Here is a 13,244-nt window from a genome sequence, read left to right as displayed (position 1 = left end):
GAACCCGCCCGGAGTCCCGGTGGCCCGGGAGGCGGCCCGTCGGGCGCCTCAGGCTCCCTACGAGCGGGGCACCCGCACGGTCAGCCCGCCCGGCTCGATCCAGGTGCGCACGCCCGTGGCGACGCCGAAGCCGTCGCCGTCGACCTCGATGTCCTCGGGGCTCTTCAGCTCGACCTCGATCTGCTTCGCCTTGACGTAGCGCAGCGCCTCGTTCTCGGTGCCGGGCAGCTTGTCGGCGAAGGGCAGGCGACGCACGACGCCGTTCTCCCAGAACACCTTGAACAGGATGTGGGCCCAGCCGCGGACGCCCTTCGGGCGCAGCAGCAGGATGTCGAACAGGCCGTCGTCGATCGCCGCGTCGGGCAGCAGCACGATGTTCGCGGGCAGGGCGCCGCAGTTGCCCACGATGATCGTGTGCGCGTGCATGTCGCGCTGCTTGCCGCCGTCGATCCTGTAACGGAACACGAGCTGGTTCTCGTCGCGCAGCGTGGCGACGAGCGCCTTCACGTAGGCGAGCCAGCCGACCTTCTTCTTGAGGTCGTCGTCGGTGTTGGCGAGCATCTTCGCGTCGATGCCGAGGCCGGTCATCACGACGTAGACGTGCTCGCTCGACGAGCCGTCCTCGCGGCGGATCTCGAGCATGCCGAGGTCGATGTCGCGGTCCTCGCCCGAGAAAGCGGTCTCGAGGGAGTTGTCGAGGTCCTCGAGGGTGAGCTTGAGGTTGCGGGCGAGCAGGTTGCCCGTGCCGCTCGGCAGCAGGGCGAGCGAGGCATCGGAGGCGTGGACCGTCTCGGCGACCGCCCGCACGGTGCCGTCGCCGCCGGCCGCGATGACCATCGTCGCCCCTGCCTCGACGGCCTCGCGGGCGGGGCCCTGGCCGGCGTCGTCCTCGCTCGTCTCGAACCAGAGCGTCGCGCCCCAGCCGGCGGCGCCCTCGGCACGGGCGACCGCGGCCTTCACCGCGTCGAGGTCGACCTTGATCGGGTTGTAGACGACCGCGGCGACCCGTGTCGCCTGGGACGCCGTGGAGTCGGTCGACGAGGCGGTGGCGGCGTCGGCTCCGGACGTGACGGGGGGCGTCGGGTCGGTGTCAGTGGTCACCCGTCGATGATGCCACCGCGACGGCGCGGCGGGCCGGGCCAGCGCCTGCTGCACGATCCAGGAAGTCGCGACCGCGGAGTCCAGGATCGTGCACGACTCAGGACCGCCAGTCCTGCGCAGCGCAGACGCAGGACCCGTGTTCCTGGACGAGGAGAGCAGGAGGCGCGGGTCAGGCGTCGACGGAGGGCACCGAGGCGGTCGCGATCTCGACGCCGTCCGCACCGCGCACCTCGACGGCGACGACGTGCTCGCGCAGCACCGCCGCGTTCATGCGGCAGTCGATGGTCACGTCCGTGCCGAGGAACGCCCCCGACTCGTGCTCGGCACCGGTGTCGTCGACGACGACGACCGAGAACGCCTGCCCGGTCGGCAGGCCGTCGACCGTGAGCACGGTCTCGGTGCCCCAGGTGTGCGCCACGAGGTCGCCGTCGACGGCGACTCCCGACGGCTCACCGGCGAACGCCACGTGCTCGACGGCGCCGAGGGTGCCGGGCGGGCCGGCGACGTGGGCGTCGCGGGGCGTCGCGGCGAGCACGCCGCCGCCGACGCCGACCGCGACGCAGGCCGCTGCGCCGAGTACGGTGAGGGCGACGCGGCGCGACCGGCGGGGGCGCAGGGGGACCACCGGGGCCGACGCGTCCCCGGGGAGCGGAGCCGGGGCGCCTGCCGCGACCGCCGCCTCCTCGGCTCGGTCTGAGGGGTCGGCTCGCTCGGCTCGCTGGGCGTCCGCTGCGGCGGCGCCGGCGGCGGCCGGCTCAGCTCGCTCAGCGGCGTCGGACGACCCGTCCCGGGCGACAGCCGACTCGACCCGGTCGCGCAGCGCGGCGTCGGCCGGGGCGTCCTGCCAGGTGCCGACGGGCCCGAGCCGCGCCACGACCCCGCCGAGCGAGGCGATCTCGTCGTCGACGGTGGGGTCGACGACGCGCAGGGCGTCGAGCTCGACGGCCTCCGCGGGCGACAGGTCGGACGTGAGGGCGGCGGCGATCAGCTCGGCGCGGCGGTCGAACTCGGAGCCCGCCGGGTTCGCGGCGGGTTCGGACGTGGGGTCGGTCATGAGAGGTTCTCCCCGTCGTCGAGGTGGGTGCGGAGGGCGCGCAGGGCGTAGAAGCACCGCGTGCGGAGGGTGGCGACCGGGACGCCCGACACGTCGGAGAACTCCTGGTAGCTGAGCCCGGTCAGGTGGACGGCGACGACGACCTCGCGGTGCTCGTCGCTGAGGCGCGCCAGCCCCTCGACGATGCCGACCCGCTCGAGCGGGTCGGCCGCGGGGGCCGCCAGCTCGGGCGCGTGCTCGTCGGGCACCAGCAGCGGCGCGCGCTGACGGGCGCGGTGCACGTCGAGCACGACGCGCCGCTCGATCGCGAACAACCAGGTGCGCTCGCCGCCGCGGGCCGGGTCGAAGGAGGCGCGGGCACGCCAGGCGCGGAGGAACGTCTCCTGCACGCAGTCCTCGGCGAGGGCGCGGTCGCGGAGGGCGTTGACGGCGAAGCCGAGCAGGGCCGAGCCGTGCTCGGCGAAGGCGGCCGACACGTCGAGGCCCGTCGAGGGCGTCTGCGGAGAGGTGGTCTGCGCCGAGGGGCCGGGCGTCGGCTGGCTCATCGGGCTCCCCTCCTGCGTGCCGGGACGCGTGACGACGAGCGACATCCGGCTCCTCTCAGCCTACGGGGCGGCTCCCGACGGATCACCAGGAGCTCTCGAGAGGAAGTACGTCGTGGAGCCCGTGCGCGTTCATCGACGCGGTGTGGCGGACGCTGACCACGACCGCCCCGTCGTGCTCGGTCACGGTCTCGTCCGGACTTTCTCGCGCCACCGGTGAACGCCGGACGGGTCGTCGTCGTAGGCCCTCGTGACAGGCGTCGTCCGACCGGGCGGCGTGACGCGCCGCCCCCGACGGGCCGGCGTCCACGAGAGGCAGAGGAAGCATGACGATGAAGCGTTCCGTCCGACACCTGACCATCGGAGGCGCGGCCGCGGCCGCCGCCACCCTGATCGTGGCCGCGCCCGCCGCGGCCGAGACCACCGTGCCCGAGCCCAGCTCGTTCACCAGCGCGTTCACCGTCATGGCGACGCCCGACCAGGTCATCAACAACGACGGCGTGGCCGTCGCCGGCGAGCCGGGGGCCACCGGCACCTTCGACTTCCGGATCAACTCGGACACCGAGGTGATCTGCTACGACATCACCCTGACCGGCGTGACGGGCGACTACCAGAGCCCGGCGAAGACGGCGACGCACATCCACCAGGCCGCGGCCGGCCAGCCCGGCCCGCCGCGCATCTCGTTCCCGAACCCGACCGACGCGGACGGCGACGGCGTGCGCGAGGCCAGCGGCTGCCTCCAGGGCCCCTTCACAACCGGCGTGACGAACGACGCGGGGGCCGACACCGGCACCGGCTTCACGCTCGCGCAGATCGAGGCGAACCCGGCCGGCTTCACCGGCGACTCGCACACGGCCTCCTTCGCCGCGGGCGTCGTCCGCGGCCAGCTGACCCAGGTGCCGGTCGGCGGCGTCGACACGGGCGCCGGCGGAGCGGCCTCGGCCGTCGCCGCGGGCACGTCGGCCTCGTCCGGCACGGACAGCGGCGCGCTCGTGGGCGCCGCCGCGGTCGGCGGGCTCGTGCTCGTCGGCGCGACCGGTCTCGTGCTGCGCCGTCGGGCCGCCGCACGCGCATGACCCCTCGGGCCGGTGCGCGTCGGACGGGCGGTCCCCTGCGGGGGGCCGCCCGTGCGGCGCGCCTCGGCGGGGGCCGGAGCGGCCGCAGAGTCGCCGTCGGTCTGGGACTCGCCGCCGTCCTCGTGCTGACGGGGTGCGCGTCGAGCGAGGCCGACCCCGCGGCGTCGAGCCCTCCCGGGGCGGCGGCGAGCGATGCGCCCTCCTCCCCCGCACCTCCTGCGACACCGTCGCCGGCCGCGCCCGCACCCGCGCCCGCCGTGGGGACCGGAGCGGAGCCTGCCCGCGTCGCCGTTCCGGCCATCGAGCTCGACGAGCCCCTGATCGGCCTCGGCATCGCCTCGACCGGCGCCATGGAGGTGCCCGACGACGCCGACGAGGTCGGCTGGTTCACGGGAGGCGGGCGTCCGGGAGGCCTCGGACCGACCGTCATCGCCGCCCACGTCGACTCGACGTCGGGGCCGGCGGTGTTCTTCCGGCTCTCGGAGCTCGTGCCGGGCGACGACGTGACCGTGACGACCGTCGAGGGCACCGCGGTGCGCTACGTGGTGGACGAGGTCGTCGACGTGCCCAAGGCGGAGTTCCCGACCGCCCGGGTCTTCGGCGCCCAGCCGACCGACCAGCTGCGGCTGATCACCTGCGGCGGCGTGTTCGACCCGGGGTCGGGCCACTACGACCAGAACCGCGTCGTCTTCGCGTCGCCCGCCGCCTGAGCGGGTCGCCTGCCCGCGGCGCCGTGCCGCCTCCGGCACCGTCGAGGGCGGGTCATCGTCGTCGAGGGCGGGTCAGCGCGGACCCGCCCTCGACGCGGATGACCCGCCCTCGGCAGGGGACAGGCGCCGACGCACGATGCCCCCACCGATGGCGGAGGGCCGGACCGCGCATGCGACCCGGCCCTCCGGCATCCCTCTAGGGGCACCTCCTGCGGACTCAGCCTCGACGCGCCCGACGGTGCGCCGTGACGACGAGCGCCGTCCCGACCGCGGCGAAGAGCAGCGCGATCAGGGCCGGCGCGAGGGGCTCGTCACCCGTGAACGCGAGCGACGAGTCGGACGAGCTCGGCGACGACGGCTGGCGCGTGGGCGAGGCGGCGGCCGGCGTCGCACGCGTCACCGGGGTGACGGCGGTCGCGGCCGGAGTCGTCGTCACCGGCGTGGTCGCGGCGGGCGTGGTCGTCACGGGCGTGGTCGTCACGGGCGTGGTCGTGACGGGCGGCACCTCGACGGTGGGGTTCGTCCCGGCGGGCAGCGTCGGGATCGGCGGCGTCGTCACCGGCGGCGTCGTCACCGGCGGCGTGGTCACCGGCGGCGTCACGACCGGGGGCAGGTCGGTGCCGTCGGCCTCGCCTCCGGCGCTGGCCTGACGGGTGACCGACTGGGCCGGGAACGACTGGGGGGCCGCGCCCTCGGTACGGGCGAGCACGGTCACGGCGCTGTTCGAGAAGCTCTGCGCCGCGCCCGTCCCCGTGGCGGCGGCGAAGTCGACCGGGGCGACGAGGCGGTAGAAGTGCCCGGCCGGCGCCGAGGGCCACGTCACCGTGACCTGGCCGGGGGTGCACGTCACGGAGGCGGCGGGGACGGCGAGCGGCTTCGACGAGCCCGCCACGTAGAGCCCGCGGGCGTCGGCCTGGCGGTCCTGGAAGCTCAGCGAGCCGCAGGCGAAGGTCCAGGTCTGGCCTGCCGGACGGGTGTCGGTCGTCGTCGCCGTGGCGAACGGGCCGACGGGCGTGTCGATGCGGTACTCGAGGGCGCCCAGCGGGTTCGTGCGCCCCTGGTCGGCCCGGGTGAAGACGCCGTACTTCGAGGCGTTCAGGTGGCTGCCGACCGGCCCGACGGGCGTGACCTGGGTGGTGAAGGTCGCGCCGCCGTCGACGACGGAGGTGAAGGGCGACGTGACTCCCGAGGGCGTCGTCGTCGAGTCGAAGGACGACTCGATGAAGGCCGAGCCGCTCACGTTCATGTGCGTCTGCACGAAGTCCGTGAAGGTCACCACGAGACGGATGCCGGCGGGTGCGCCGTTCGAGGCCGCCGTCTTCACGACGACGGCGTTCGCGACGACCGCGCCGCTCTCGAGATCGATCACGGGGAACGTCTCGGGCAGGTCCTTGAGGCGAGGGCTGAGCTGCACCGTGAACGAGTCGCCGGCGACGGCGTCGGCCGGCACGGTGAAGTCGAGCGTCGTCGTGACCTGGGCGCCCTGCTCGGGCGCGGTCGGCGTGACGGCGATGTCGGTCACGGCGCCGGGCAGGTTCGTGCCCGGCGTCGGGGCGACGGCCGCAGCGGCGGCGACGGACTCGGCGGCGGAGGCCGGAGCGACGACGCCGAGGGCGAGTCCCCCGGTGGCGAGCGTCAGGGCGATCGCGGCGGCGAGGCCCGCACGGCGACGAGGCCGGTGCGGGGACGAGGAGGCGACGGGCGCCTCCTGCAGGAGGGTCGGGTTCGGGAGGAGACGCGGATCGGCGACGATCCCACGGGTTCTGGGCATTCGGGTGCTCTCTGTCGGGGCCCGCTCGGGTGTGGCGGCGGCGCGACGAGCCCGTGGACACGCCGGTGGGTGGCCGACGAGACGTTCGGGTGGGGCTCGGCGCAGCTGCTGCCGCGGGACGATGAAATCTAACCCCCCGGACGGGGGGACGGGCTCGTCTGTCGTCCGATGCTCACCCGTATCGACGTGGAATCCACCCGCGGCGGGTGGCCGCCGAGGCGCGGATGAGTGCACGGGTGCTCGGCTCCGACCCGCACATGCCCCGCCGTCAGCGGTAGTGCTGCTCCCCGCGGGCCGCCTTCTCGACGACGTCGCGGACGCGGGCCGCCCGCACCGCCGGCGTCTTGATCGACGCGAGCCGGAAGAACACCCGGAACCGCTCGGTCTTCGTCAGGCCGGCGAAGAACGCGGCCGCGGCCGGGTCGGCGGCGAGCGCGGCCTGCAGGTCGTCGGGCGCGACCGCGTCGCGTTGCCGGTACGCGGCGTCCCACCGGCCGTCGGCCTTCGCGCGCTCGACCTCGGCGAGCCCCGCCGGCTGCATCCGCCCCTCCTCGACCAGGCGCGCGACGTGTTCGCGGTTGATCTGCGACCACGGGCTGTTCCGTCGTCGCGGCTGGAACGCGGTCAGCATGTAGTCGTCGTCGAGCCGCGCGCCCTGCCCGTCGATCCAGCCGTGGCAGAGGGCGACGTCGAGCGCCTCGGACCAGGTCATGCCGGGGGCGCTGCTCGTCTTCTTGCGGAGCTTGAGGCGCACGCCGACGACGTCGTCGGTGGCGGCCAGCCACTCGCGCCACTGCTCGACGGTGAGGTCGAGCACGGGCTTGTCGGAGACGCTGACCATGGAGCGAGGGTAGCCGCGACCGCCGACAGGGCGCGACGGTCGCCGCAGCTCGATGGCTCAGCGGCTCAGCGGCTCAGCGGCTCAGCGGCTCAGCCACGCTCGGTGTCGAACGAGTGCAGCCCGAGCTCGCGGCTGAGCCCCTCCATCAGCGCGGCCCCGCGGACGCTGGTGCCGAGCGGGTCGAGCGGCGGGCTGTACGACGCAGCCCCCAGGCGTCCCGGCACCGAGAGGACGAGGGCGCCCGAGACGCTCGACTTGGCGGGCACCCCGACCTCCCGCATCCACCGGCCGGAGCCGTCGTAGACCCCGCAGGTGGCCATCACCGACACGACGTCGCGGGCGATCGCGGCCGAGACGACCTGCTCGCCCGTCACCGAGTTGCGTCCGCCGAGGGCGAGCGTCGCGCCCATGACCGCGAGCGCCTCGGCGTCGACGAGCACCGCGCAGGCCCGGGCGTAGGCCGAGACGGCGTCGTCGGCCCCGACGTGCAGGGTGCCCTCCGAGCGCATCAGGTGCGCCAGGGCGTGGTTGCGGTCGCCGAGCAGCATCTCCGAGCCGGCGACGTCGTCGTCGACCTCGAGCTCACGGCCCGCGAAGGCGACGAGGCCGCGGAGGATCCGCTCGGCACGGCCGTCGGCGTCGCCGCCGTCGACGAGCGCGGCGGTCAGCAGGGCGCCGGCGTTGACCATGGGGTTCGGCGGACGGCCGGTGCCGACCTCGAGCTTGATCGCGTCGAAGGCCTCGCCCGTCGGCTCGATGCCGACCGCGTCGATCGCCGCGCCGTCGGTGTCGGCGAGCGCCAGGGCGAACAGGAACGGCTTGACCGCCGACTGGATCGAGAACGCCTGCCGCGCGTCGCCCGCCGCCGTCACGGAGCCGTCGGGCCGCGCCAGCGCGACGCCCAGCCAGCCCGGGTCCGCCTCGGCGAGCTGCGGCACGCTGTCGTCGACCTCGCCGCCGCCCACGTCGCGGACGCCGTCGAGCAGCGCGGCCAGCCTCTCGTGCAGGTCGTCGTCGCGCGCTCCGCCGGCTCGTCGCGGGGAAGCGGCCGAGGAGGCGCGGGTCGAAGGGTCGGGATCGGTCACCCGCCCATCCTCCCGCGTCGCCCTCCTCCGGGCCCGGCCGAGCGCGATCGGCCAGACTGGGCAGGTGAGCACCCCGCACGACGCCGTCGAGATCCGCGCCCTGCCGTACGACCACCCCGACGTGCAGCAGCTCGTCGAGGGGCTGCAGCAGCTCTACGTCGAGCTGTACGGCGGACGCGACGACAGCCCCATCGACCGGTCCGAGTTCGAGCTGCCGCGCGGCACGTTCGCGGTCGCCTACGACCCGGCGGGCGACACGGCCGCGAGCCCGGCCGACGACGTACCGACACCGGTCGCGATGGGTGCCTGGCGCCTCCTGCCCGACGGTCGCGCCGAGCTCAAGCGCATGTTCGTGCGACCCGACCAGCGGGGGCGCGGGCTCTCCCGGCTCGTGCTGCGCTGGCTCGAGCAGTCGGCCCGCGAAGCCGGGGTCGTCGACATGGTGATCGAGACGAACACGGTGCACGCCGAGGCGATCCGGCTCTACGAGTCGGTCGGCTACGCCCCGATCCCCGCCTACGGGCACTACGCGGACGAGCCGGAGACGGTGTCGCTCGGCCGGTCGCTCGCCGAGCGCGACTGAGCCGGTCCCGGCCGCCCCGGCCCGCGCCTCCTCAGCCCTCCTCGAACCAGCCGCGCGGGTGCATGTCGGCGGTCAGGTCGCGTCGCGCCTGCGTCGGCCGCGCCCAGCGCACCCCGTTCGCCAGCACCCGCCGGATCTCGGGCTGGTGGTACACCGGGTACTCCTGGTCGCCGGGCGAGAAGTAGAACAGCTTGCCGAGCCCGCGCCGCCAGGTCGCTCCCGAGCGGAACACCTCGCCGCCCGTGAACGTCGACAGGAAGATCAGCTCGTCCGGCGTCGGGATGTCGAAGAACTCGCCGTAGGTCTCCTGCTCGGGGATGACGAGCGGGTCGGGCACGCCCTCGGCGATCGGGTGCGTCGGCGCCACCGTCCAGACGAGCTCGCGCTCGGCCTCGTTCCGCCAACGCAGCGAGCAGGTGGTGCCGAGGAGGCGCGTGAACGGCTTCGAGTAGTGCCCGCTGTGCAGGACGATCAGCCCCATGCCCGCCTGCACGTGCCGCACGACGCGCTCGACCACCTCGTCGGCGACCTGGTCGTGGGCGATGTGCCCCCACCAGAGCAGGACGTCGGTGGCGGCGAGACGCTCCTCCGTGAGGCCGTGCTCGGGATCGGCGAGGGTGGCCGTCGAGACGTCGACCTCGTCGCCGAGCAGCTCGACGAGGCCGTCGGCGACGGCACCGTGGATGCCGTGCGGGTAGTTCCGGGCGACCGTCTCGTCACCCCGGGTCTCGTGGACGTTCTCGTTCCAGACGACGACCCGCGTCCGGGCGGTCGTGCCGGTCGTGCCGGTCGTGACGTCGCTCATCGGACGCCTTCCTCGGAGTCGGTGCGCACGCCCGCGTCGACGTCGTCCTGCGGCACCTCGACCTCGCGGCCCTGCTCGGCCGAGGCGTAGATCGCGTCGACGACACGACTGCGGTGCAGCGCGTACTCGCCGTACCGGCCCTGGTACTGGGCCTCGCCGCCCGCGGGCGCCGCGCCTCCTGCGGACTGCCTGCCCGGCTGCGCCGACGCCCCCGACCGCACCGAGGCGATGAAGCCCTCGATCACGGTGCGGTGGTGCCCGGCCGGCACGTGGACGGCGGGCCGGGTCTCGGCGGGCTGCCCGAGCACGTCGGAGTAGAGGGTGAGCGTGCCGTCGGTCGCGTAGTCGTCCACGTGCAGGCGCGCGCCGCCGGTGGCGCCGAGCAGCTCGACCTCGATGTCCTCGTGCACCTTGGAGTACGAGGCCCACGACGCCTGCAGCTGCAGGCTGCCGCCGTCGTCGAGACGGAGCAGGGCGCTGGAGAAGTCCTCGACGTCGAAGGCGGACCCGGTGGGCGCCGACGAGACGCCGTAGACCCGGCCGCCGCGGCCGGCGGCGCCGAGCACCCCGTAGGCGACGGCGGACACGCTCGTCACCCGCGGCTCGCCGAGCAGGTGCAGGGCGATGTCGAGCACGTGCGATCCGAGGTCGATCATCGGGCCGCCGCCGGACGCCTCCTTGTTCGTGAACCACGAGCCCATGCCGGGCACGCCGGCCCGCCGCATCCAGCTCGCGCGGGCGTGGTAGACGTCGCCGATCGGGCCGTCGGCCAGCCAGTCGGCGAGGAAGGCCACGTCGGCCCGGCGCCGGTGGTTGTAGGCGACCTCGAGCACGCGGTCGGCGTCGCGTGCCGCACGCACCATCTCGGCGGCGAGGTCGCCGGTGGTCGCGAGGGGCTTCTCGCAGAAGACGTGCTTGCCCGAGCGCAGGGCCGCCATCGCGATCGGGTGGTGCAGGGCGTTGGGGACGCCGATCGAGATGACGTCCAGGTCGTCCATGGCGACGACGTCCTCCCAGTCGGCGACGAGGCGCTCGACGCCGTAGGCGCTGCCGAGCTCGTGCAGGCGAGCCTCCTCCTGGCCCGCGAGCGCGACGACCCGGGCGCCCGGCAGGGACGAGAACGCTTCCAGGTGGGTCGATCCGGCGAAGCCGAGGCCGATCACCCCCACTCGCAGCTCTGCGGTGTCGGTCGGGCTGGTCTGGTCGGACGTCATCGTTCCCTCTCGTCGTGCGGCGCTGCTCGCGGTGCGTGCTGGTCCGGCGGCCGTCCGACGGACGCGACGCAGCGCCATCCCCTCCACCGTACACAGCCGCGGGGACCGCAAATACCGACCGGCGGGGGCCGACACGCCGCTCACGTTCTTCGTCACGTGGCGTGTCGGACCCTCACGGTCGGCATGTGCGGAAGGAGCCGCGGCCGCGCGCTGCTACAGCGTCGCGAGCGCCGCGTTCAGCGTCGCCGACGGCCGCATCACGGCCTCGGTCGCGGCGGCGTCCGGGTGGTAGTACCCGCCGATCTCGACGGCGGTACCCTGCGGGGCGATCAGCTCGGAGACGATCGTCTCCTCCTGCCCGCCGAGGGTCGCCGCGAGCGACGAGAACGCCGACGCCAGCTCGGCGTCGTCGGTCTGCGTCGCGAGCTCGTCGGCCCAGTACTTCGCGAGGAAGAAGTGGCTGCCGCGGTTGTCGATCGAGCCGAGCTTGCGGCCGGGCGACTTGTTCTCGTCGAGGAACGTGCCGGTCGCGCGGTCGAGGGTGTCGGCCAGCACCTGGGCGCGGGCGTTGCCGGTCGAGGTGGCGAGGTGCTCGAAGCTGACCGCGAGGGCGAGGAACTCGCCGAGGCTGTCCCAGCGCAGGTAGTCCTGGTCGACGAGCTGCTGCACGTGCTTCGGCGCCGAGCCGCCGGCTCCGGTCTCGAAGAGGCCGCCGCCGTTGATCAGCGGCACGACGGACAGCATCTTGGCCGAGGTGCCGAGCTCCATGATCGGGAACAGGTCGGTCAGGTAGTCGCGCAGCACGTTGCCGGTGACGGAGATCGTGTCCTCGCCGCGGCGGATCCGCTCGAGCGAGAAGGCCATCGCGTCGACGGGCGACAGGATCTCGATCTGCAGGCCCTCGGTGTCGTGCTCGGCGAGGTAGCCGCGCACGAGCCCGATCAGGGTCGCGTCGTGGGCGCGGGTCTCGTCGAGCCAGAAGACGGCGGGCGTGCCGCTGGCACGGGCGCGGGTGACGGCGAGCTTGACCCAGTCGCGGATCGGGACGTCCTTCGTCTGACAGGCGCGCCAGATGTCGCCGGTGGCGACCTCGTGCTCGATCAGCACGTCGCCGGCCTCGTTCAGCACGCGGACGGTGCCGTCGGCGGGGATCTCGAAGGTCTTGTCGTGCGACCCGTACTCTTCGGCGGCCTGCGCCATGAGGCCGACGTTCGGCACGGAGCCCATCGTCGCGGGGTCGAAGGCGCCGTTCGCGCGGCAGTCGTCGAGCACGGCCTGGTAGATGCCGGCGTAGCTCGAGTCGGGGATGACCGCGAGCGTGTCGTGCTCCTCGCCGTCGGGGCCCCACATGTGGCCCGAGGTGCGGATCATCGCGGGCATCGAGGCGTCGACGATCACGTCGGACGGCACGTGCAAGTTGGTCGTGCCCTTGTCGGAGTCGACCATCGCGAGGTCGGGCCCGTCGGCGATGCCCTGGTCGAAGGCCGCGCGGATCTCGTCGCCGTTCGGCAGCGACGCGAGGCCCTGCAGGATCCCGTTGAGGCCGTTGGCGGGGTCGAGACCGGCGGCGCGCAGGTCGTCGCCGTACTTCTCGAAGACCTGGGGGAAGAAGGCGCGGATGACGTGGCCGAAGAGGATCGGGTCGCTGACCTTCATCATCGTGGCCTTGAGGTGCACCGAGAACAGGACGCCCTCGGCCTCGGCCCGGGCGATCTGCGCGGCGAGGAACTCGTGCAGCGCGGGGACGTGCAGCACCGTGCCGTCGACGACCTCGCCGGCGAGCACGGGGATCGACTCGCGCAGCACGGTGGTCGACCCGTCGGCGCCGACGTGCTCGATGCGCAGCACGTCGTCGGCGGGCAGCACGACGGTCTTCTCGTTCGAGCGGAAGTCGTCGACGCCCATGGTCGCGACGTTCGTCTTGCTCTCGGCGGTCCAGGCGCCCATGCGGTGCGGGTGCTTCCGCGCGTAGTTCTTGACCGAGAGCGGCGCACGGCGGTCGCTGTTGCCCTCGCGGAGCACCGGGTTGACGGCGCTGCCCTTGACCTTGTCGTAGCGGGCCTTGACGTCGCGCTCCTCGTCGGTCGAGGGCGAGTCCGGGTACTCGGGAAGGTCGTAGCCCTGGCCCTGCAGCTCGCGGACGGCGGCCTTCAGCTGCGGCATCGACGCCGAGATGTTCGGCAGCTTGATGATGTTGGCCTCGGGCGTCTTCGCCAGGGCCCCCAGCTCGGCGAGCGCGTCGCCCTGTCGCTGCTCGTCGGTGAGCCGCTCCGGGAACTGGCTGATGATGCGTCCGGCCAGCGAGATGTCGCGGGTCTCGACGTCGACCCCCGCGGTGCGGGCGTACGCCTGGACGATGGGCAGGAACGAGTAGGTCGCCAGCATCGGCGCCTCGTCGGTGAGCGTGTAGATGATCGTGGCCATGCGGCAGGTGCTCCTCTGGTGTCGCGCGTGCGTGCGGT

At 74.0% G+C, this 13,244-nt stretch carries 12 protein-coding genes; 3 read left to right on the top strand and 9 right to left on the bottom strand.

The window, feature by feature from the left end:
- Positions 1–57: 57 nt before the first annotated feature.
- The 3 genes from EDF20_RS08755 to EDF20_RS08745 all read right to left on the bottom strand — a co-directional run bounded on the left by EDF20_RS08755 (position 58) and on the right by EDF20_RS08745 (position 2,745).
- Positions 58–1,101, bottom strand: a complete 1,044-nt coding sequence (locus EDF20_RS08755; protein ID WP_133738400.1) for a diacylglycerol kinase family protein — start codon at positions 1,099–1,101, stop codon at positions 58–60.
- Positions 1,102–1,270: 169 nt separating this feature from the next.
- On the bottom strand, positions 1,271–2,155 hold the full coding sequence (locus tag EDF20_RS08750) for a hypothetical protein (RefSeq protein ID WP_133738399.1): 885 nt from the start codon (positions 2,153–2,155) through the stop codon (positions 1,271–1,273).
- Entirely contained in the window at positions 2,152–2,745 is a 594-nt protein-coding gene (locus EDF20_RS08745) for a sigma-70 family RNA polymerase sigma factor (protein WP_243833426.1), read from the bottom strand. The genes EDF20_RS08750 and EDF20_RS08745 overlap by 4 nt, the downstream gene beginning before the upstream one ends.
- Positions 2,746–3,029: 284 nt before the next feature.
- Between EDF20_RS08745 and EDF20_RS08740 the strand changes: the two genes are divergently transcribed.
- Both EDF20_RS08740 and EDF20_RS16055 read left to right on the top strand, forming a co-directional pair.
- The gene (locus EDF20_RS08740) at positions 3,030–3,773 is read left to right on the top strand and encodes a CHRD domain-containing protein (protein WP_243833425.1); all 744 of its coding nucleotides are present in this window, start codon (positions 3,030–3,032) and stop codon (positions 3,771–3,773) included.
- 257 nt (positions 3,774–4,030) lie between these two features.
- Positions 4,031–4,483 (top strand): class F sortase, encoded by a 453-nt coding sequence (locus tag EDF20_RS16055; protein ID WP_243833424.1) that lies wholly within the window; start codon positions 4,031–4,033, stop codon positions 4,481–4,483.
- Between the two features lie 217 nt (positions 4,484–4,700).
- On the opposite strand, the gene EDF20_RS08730 is transcribed toward EDF20_RS16055, so the two are convergent.
- From EDF20_RS08730 to glsA, 3 genes are all read right to left on the bottom strand, one after another.
- The gene (locus tag EDF20_RS08730) at positions 4,701–6,254 is read right to left on the bottom strand and encodes an Ig-like domain-containing protein (protein WP_133738396.1); all 1,554 of its coding nucleotides are present in this window, start codon (positions 6,252–6,254) and stop codon (positions 4,701–4,703) included.
- A 268-nt stretch (positions 6,255–6,522) separates the two neighbouring features.
- Complete coding sequence (locus EDF20_RS08725; RefSeq protein ID WP_133738395.1) at positions 6,523–7,095, bottom strand: YdeI/OmpD-associated family protein; 573 nt, start codon at positions 7,093–7,095, stop codon at positions 6,523–6,525.
- A gap of 89 nt (positions 7,096–7,184) precedes the next feature.
- Positions 7,185–8,180 (bottom strand): glutaminase A, encoded by a 996-nt coding sequence (gene glsA / locus EDF20_RS08720; protein WP_243833423.1) that lies wholly within the window; start codon positions 8,178–8,180, stop codon positions 7,185–7,187.
- Positions 8,181–8,244: 64 nt separating this feature from the next.
- Between glsA and EDF20_RS08715 the strand changes: the two genes are divergently transcribed.
- Positions 8,245–8,763, top strand: coding sequence for a GNAT family N-acetyltransferase (locus EDF20_RS08715; protein ID WP_133738394.1), 519 nt, complete (start codon positions 8,245–8,247; stop codon positions 8,761–8,763).
- Between the two features lie 31 nt (positions 8,764–8,794).
- On the opposite strand, the gene EDF20_RS08710 is transcribed toward EDF20_RS08715, so the two are convergent.
- The 3 genes from EDF20_RS08710 to EDF20_RS08700 form a co-directional block, all read right to left on the bottom strand.
- Positions 8,795–9,568 (bottom strand): ThuA domain-containing protein, encoded by a 774-nt coding sequence (locus EDF20_RS08710; protein ID WP_133738393.1) that lies wholly within the window; start codon positions 9,566–9,568, stop codon positions 8,795–8,797.
- Positions 9,565–10,782 carry a Gfo/Idh/MocA family oxidoreductase gene (locus EDF20_RS08705; RefSeq protein ID WP_133738392.1) on the bottom strand — a complete coding sequence of 406 codons (1,218 nt, stop codon included), beginning with the start codon at positions 10,780–10,782 and terminating at the stop codon, positions 9,565–9,567. The genes EDF20_RS08710 and EDF20_RS08705 overlap by 4 nt, the downstream gene beginning before the upstream one ends.
- 213 nt (positions 10,783–10,995) lie before the next feature.
- Positions 10,996–13,206 (bottom strand): NADP-dependent isocitrate dehydrogenase, encoded by a 2,211-nt coding sequence (locus tag EDF20_RS08700; RefSeq protein WP_133738391.1) that lies wholly within the window; start codon positions 13,204–13,206, stop codon positions 10,996–10,998.
- Positions 13,207–13,244 lie beyond the last annotated feature (38 nt).

This window comes from Frigoribacterium sp. PhB116, assembly GCF_004364285.1.
Taxonomy (GTDB): Bacteria; Actinomycetota; Actinomycetes; order Actinomycetales; family Microbacteriaceae; genus Frigoribacterium.
The sequence above is the reverse complement of the archived record's forward strand: the minus strand, read 5'-3'. Positions and strand labels throughout refer to the sequence as shown.